Source organism: Actinoplanes sp. NPDC048791, assembly GCF_040650095.1.
GTDB lineage: Bacteria > Actinomycetota > Actinomycetes > Mycobacteriales > Micromonosporaceae > Actinoplanes.
On the sequence record NZ_JBEZGQ010000855.1, the window covers coordinates 1 to 3594 of the forward strand.

Here is a 3594-nt window from a genome sequence, read left to right on the forward strand (position 1 = left end):
GCCAGGTGGTGCCGGGCGAAGGCGAGCGACTCGCGCAGGTCGGCCTCGCGGACCGCGCGGCTGGTCACCTTGCGGGTGGAGACCTCGAGCGCCACCGAGCCCTGGAAGCCCCGCCCGGCCAGCGACTGGAGCAGCTCGGCGCACGGCTGATTGCCCCGCCCGGGCACCAGGTGCTCGTCGCGGCCCTCGCCGGTGCCGTCGCCCAGGTGCACGTGCTTGAGGCCCGGGCCCATCCGGTCGGCCAGCTCCATCGAGTCCGTCCGCGAGGCGGCGGCGTGCGACAGGTCCAGCGTGTACGCGTCGTAGCCCGCCTCGGTCGGATCCCAGCCCGGCACGTACGGCACGAAGGTGCGCCCGGCCATCCGGACCGGGTACATGTTCTCGATCGCGAAGGTGATGTCCGGGTGGCGCACCTGGAGCTTGGCCAGGCCACCGGCGAAGTTGCGGGCGTAGTCACGCTGCCAGGTGAACGGCGGGTGCACGACCACGGTCGGCGCGCCCAGGGTCTCGGCGAGCTGGGCGGCCCGGTCGAGCCGCTCCCACGGGTCCGGGCTCCACACCCGCTGGGTCACGAGCAGGCACGGCGCGTGCACCGACAGCACCGGAACCTCGTAGTGATCGGCGAGGCCCTGCAGTGCGCCGGCGTCCTGGCTGACGGCGTCCGTCCACACCATGACCTCGACACCGTCGTAGCCCACCGTCGCCGCCATCTCGAACGCGGCCGCGGTCGGCTCGGGGAAGACCGACGAGCTGGACAGGAGTACGGGGACACGGGAAGTCACCCGTCAAGCGTAGACCCGTCCGGCACACCCGCCAGTTCCCAGTCGGGATATAAGCGGGCGAAACGCTCCGCCGCACGGGGGTTTACCACCCGCACGCGTACGCTGTCGCAGGTGAGTCGCCGCACCCAGATACGCATCGTGATGGACGAGGCGGCCGCCGCCCGTGCCCGCGAAGTTCCGCTCGACTTCCCCCGGGAATGGCTCGAGTTCACCGACCCCGCCGACGACCAGCACGTGGTCCGGGCCGACCTGACCTGGCTGCTGTCCCGCTGGACCTGTGTCTTCGGTTCCGCCTGCCACGGCATCGTGGCCGGCCGGGCCCAGGACGGCTGCTGCTCGCACGGGGCGTTCTTCACCGACGCCGACGACGAGGCCCGCACCAAGAACGCCGCGGCCAAGCTGACGCCCGAGACCTGGCAGCACTACCGGCGCGGTTTCAAGAACTACACCGCGATGGACACCATCGACGGCGAGAAACCGGCCCGCCGGACGGCGACCCAGTCCAAGGACGGGCCGTGCGTGTTCCTCAACGACGCCGACTTCGCCGGGGGTGGCGGCTGCGCGCTGCACGCCCAGGCGCTGCGCGACGGCGTGCACCCGCTGACCTACAAGCCGGACGTCTGCTGGCAGCTGCCGGTGCGCCGCGAGCAGGACTGGACGAAGCGGCCCGACGGCACGAAGTACCTGCTGTCCACGCTGACCGAGTTCGACCGGCGCGGCTGGGGTCCCGGCGGGCACGACCTGGACTGGTGGTGCACGTCCTCACCGGACGCGCACGTCGGCACCGAGCCGATGTTCAAGTCGTACGCGCCCGAGCTGATCGCGCTGATCGGCCAGGAGGCGTACGACGAGCTGGCCCGGCTCTGCGACATCCGCCTGCAGTCCAAGCTGGTCGCGCCGCACCCGGCGACGGTCGCCGCAGAGGCTGCCCGGGCGCCGAAGAAGCGCGGCGGACGTGAGCCGGCGACGCCGCCGCAGGCGAGCTGACCATTGACGGGAGTCCATCAGTTAATTTAACTAACTGAATGTCCCCCCGACTTCCCCTGCTCGTCAGCACCCTTGCCCTCGTGGCCGGCGGCACCGCTGTCGCTCTCGCGCCGGATGCGCACGCGGCCGGTGCCGCCCTGTCCGCCACTTTCGTCCGGACGTCGAGCTGGAACTCCGGCTACGGCGCCGACTACGTCATCACCAACACCGGCGATGCCACCGCGACCGGCTGGGCCGTGGAGTTCGACCTGCCCGCCGGCACCACGGTCACCAGTTCGTGGAGCTCTGTGCGGGCCAGCACCGGCAACCACCACCGGTTCTCGAACGTGTCGTGGAACGGGACGGTCGCGCCCGGTGCCACGGTCAGCTTCGGCTTCAACGTGGCGGCTCTGGGCGTACCCCTGGGGTGCACGATCAACGGCGCACCCTGCGCCGGCGGCACCGCGCCGACCACCGCCCCGACGCCGCCGGCCACGACCGCACCACCCACGACCCCGCCGCCGGCGACCGGCTCTCTTGTTGATGTCAGCACCGCTGACCAGCTCAGTGCCGCCCTGGCGGCCGCCCGGCCGGGCCAGACGATCCGGCTGGCCCCCGGCACCTACAGCGGCGCGTTCCTGGGCCGGGCAATCGGCACGGAAGCCGCGCCGATCACCCTGACCGGCCCGGCCACGGCGATCCTGACCAACCCCGAATCATCGGGGACCAACCCGGGCTGCTCGGTGCCGGCCCCGGGCTTCGACCCGGGCTACGGCTTCTGGCTGTACGGGGCCGCCCACTGGAAGCTCAACGGTTTCACGGTGACCGGCGCGGCCAAGGGCATCATGATCGACGCCTCCCCGCACGTCACGATCGACGGCGTCTTCGTGCACGACATAGGCGACGAGGGTGTGCACTTCCGGCGCTCGTCGGCGGACGGCGTCATCCGCAACTCCCGGATCGAGCGCACCGGCACCGCCCAGCCCCAGTACGGCGAGGGCATCTACCTGGGCTCGGCCAACTCCAACTGGTCCTGCTACGGCAACACCGGCGGCATCGACGCCTCGGACCGGATCCAGGTGCTGAACAACCGGGTCGGCCCGGACGTGGCCGCCGAGCACGTGGACGTCAAGGAGGGCACGGTCGGCGGCGTGATCCGCGGCAACACCTGGAACGGGCAGGGCATCGCGGGCCAGAACTCGGCGGACTCCTGGCTGGACGTGAAGGGCAGCAACTACCTGATCGACAGCAACACGGGCACGTTCAGCGCGCCCGGCGTCCTCGCGAACGGCTACGAGACGCACAACCCGACCGCGGGCTCCGGCTGCGGCAACACGTGGCGGGACAACCGCAGCGACCTGGGCGGCGTCGGCAAGTGGGCGATCAACGTGACGTCGACCTCCAAATGCGCGGGCAACCTGAACGTGGTCCACGCCTCGAACACGGTCACCGGGGCGACCAGCGGCCTGACGAACATCGCCGTCACCCCGTGACAGTGCCGGGCGCCGGCCCCGCCAGGCCGGCGCCCGCGCTCACAGCGACGTGAAGGACTGGATGCCCGCCGCCTTCAGCACCTCGTCGCGTACGTCCGGGCACTCGGCCTTCGACTTCTCGTCGACCTCGGCGCCCTGCGGGACGGCACCGTTGCGGTCGTAGAAGTCGGCGAGACCGATGGTCATCTGGGCCATCGCGCCGACCTCACTGCCGACCGCTTTCCAGGTCGCGACGTTCTCCTTGAGGTAGCCGCACAGGGCTTTCGCGGAAACAGTCTTGCCGCCGGCCGCTGTCTTCTCTCCAGCGTCGGTGGTTGCCTGGGCGGCCGGCGCGGCGCCGCCCGCCGGGCCGG

Annotated in this window: 4 protein-coding genes; 2 read left to right on the plus strand and 2 right to left on the minus strand. The window is 71.4% G+C overall.

Translation table 11 applies throughout. The features are described from left to right. Positions 1–782 (minus strand): sugar phosphate isomerase/epimerase (locus tag AB0C29_RS38435; protein WP_360831277.1); only part of this gene is annotated, 782 nt, incomplete at its 3' end. Between the two features lie 141 nt (positions 783–923). Here AB0C29_RS38435 and AB0C29_RS38440 point away from each other — a divergent pair. Beyond that, positions 924–1769, plus strand: coding sequence for a hypothetical protein (locus tag AB0C29_RS38440; RefSeq protein WP_360831286.1), 846 nt, complete (start codon positions 924–926; stop codon positions 1767–1769). A gap of 38 nt (positions 1770–1807) precedes the next feature. Next, the gene (locus AB0C29_RS38445; RefSeq protein WP_360831280.1) at positions 1808–3241 is read left to right on the plus strand and encodes a cellulose binding domain-containing protein; all 1434 of its coding nucleotides are present in this window, start codon (positions 1808–1810) and stop codon (positions 3239–3241) included. A gap of 39 nt (positions 3242–3280) precedes the next feature. On the opposite strand, the gene AB0C29_RS38450 is transcribed toward AB0C29_RS38445, so the two are convergent. Continuing rightward, on the minus strand, positions 3281–3594 hold a 314-nt coding region (locus tag AB0C29_RS38450), incomplete at its 5' end, for a hypothetical protein (RefSeq protein ID WP_360831283.1).

What these genes read in the sequence shown, in the direction of transcription:
- AB0C29_RS38440 (WP_360831286.1), top strand. Translation starts at nt 924, where the DNA reads ATGGACGAGGCGGCCGCCGCCCGTGCCCGCGAAGTTCCGCTCGACTTC.
- AB0C29_RS38445 (WP_360831280.1), top strand. Translation starts at nt 1,808, where the DNA reads ATGTCCCCCCGACTTCCCCTGCTCGTCAGCACCCTTGCCCTCGTGGCC.